The organism is Pseudothioclava nitratireducens, assembly GCF_029210495.1.
In the GTDB taxonomy this organism is placed as follows: Bacteria; Pseudomonadota; Alphaproteobacteria; order Rhodobacterales; family Rhodobacteraceae; genus Pseudothioclava; species Pseudothioclava nitratireducens.
In genome coordinates this window covers 1-909 of sequence record NZ_JARGDK010000039.1, presented here as the reverse complement: position 1 = coordinate 909, position 909 = coordinate 1, and the positions used below count along the sequence as shown (strand labels likewise).

General features: G+C 67.4%; 2 protein-coding genes. Both read right to left on the bottom strand.

Annotation, left to right across the window (positions count from 1 at the left end; all coding sequences use genetic code 11):
• Nucleotides 1-12 precede the first annotated feature (12 nt).
• The gene (locus P0X85_RS15110) at nucleotides 13-375 is read right to left on the bottom strand and encodes a hypothetical protein (protein WP_275815211.1); all 363 of its coding nucleotides are present in this window, start codon (nucleotides 373-375) and stop codon (nucleotides 13-15) included.
• A 135-nt stretch (nucleotides 376-510) separates the two neighbouring features.
• Nucleotides 511-759 (bottom strand): hypothetical protein, encoded by a 249-nt coding sequence (locus P0X85_RS15105; protein ID WP_275815208.1) that lies wholly within the window; start codon nucleotides 757-759, stop codon nucleotides 511-513.
• Between the last annotated feature and the right edge of the window lie 150 nt (nucleotides 760-909).

Below are 909 nucleotides of genomic sequence, written 5' to 3'. Positions count from 1 at the left end.
TGTCGGCATGGCTCAGGTCTCGCCCGTCTCGGGAGGCCGTGTCACCGGCAGGGCCACGGGGATCTCGAGGAGGAGGCCCAGATGCCGGTCTGGATCGAGATCGGTCCGCACAAGATCGAGCACGACGCTGCCGACGCTCAGCTCGGCCGTCACCGTGGGGTCCAGCACGATCTCGAGCCTGCGTGCAGTGAGGCGCAAGATGCCGCCATTCGCGGTGGACAGGGTGGCGAGGACGAGGCTGTCCTCGACCCTGCGCCGCACTTGCCCGGTGAAGGTGGCAGCCTCCGGAAAGAGATCCGCCTCCGCCTCGAGCTGCAGACGGTACGCGTAGCCGATCAGGATGACCGGGCCTTCCTGGACATGGGTCATGCTCATGGCTGCCACCCGCATAGTCGCTCCCCGATCTCGTTATGGGCTACGATCTGCGCGCGGGTGTCTTCGGTCAGAACATCCCTGCGCGACGGGCGGATCGGCTCGGCCCAATCGCAGTCGTCGCGCAAGCCCCATGGATCAATCCCGCATCCAGCGGTCAGCGCGACGGTCAAGCTCAGCGCGGTCAGTGGTCTGAACGTCATGGCGGATGTCCTTTGAAGTTTGCAGCGCCCGGATGCGGGCCTCAGCCCGCCGGATCGCGAGTGTCGCCTCGGCCTCAAGGCGCCCGCGGCGGATCAGGACCCAGACGGTGATCGCGAAGGCACAGGCCAGCGCGCCCCAGAGAGCGAGGCGACGACCAAGGCCAGCGAAGAGGCTGGTGATCATTCCGGGCTCCCTTCGGCAAGGCGCAGGCAGCGCGTGTCGAGACGCCACATCACGGGGTTTTCCCGGTGCGGTGGTCCTCGATCCGGGCCGCCCGTGCCTTCACGGCGTAGACAATCACACCGAGGAACACGGCCGCCGCCAACCACGGCA

Coding starts and splice junctions, on each gene's coding strand:
- P0X85_RS15105 (WP_275815208.1), bottom strand. CDS start 759: ATGATCACCAGCCTCTTCGCTGGCCTTGGTCGTCGCCTCGCTCTCTGG.
- P0X85_RS15110 (WP_275815211.1), bottom strand. CDS start 375: ATGAGCATGACCCATGTCCAGGAAGGCCCGGTCATCCTGATCGGCTAC.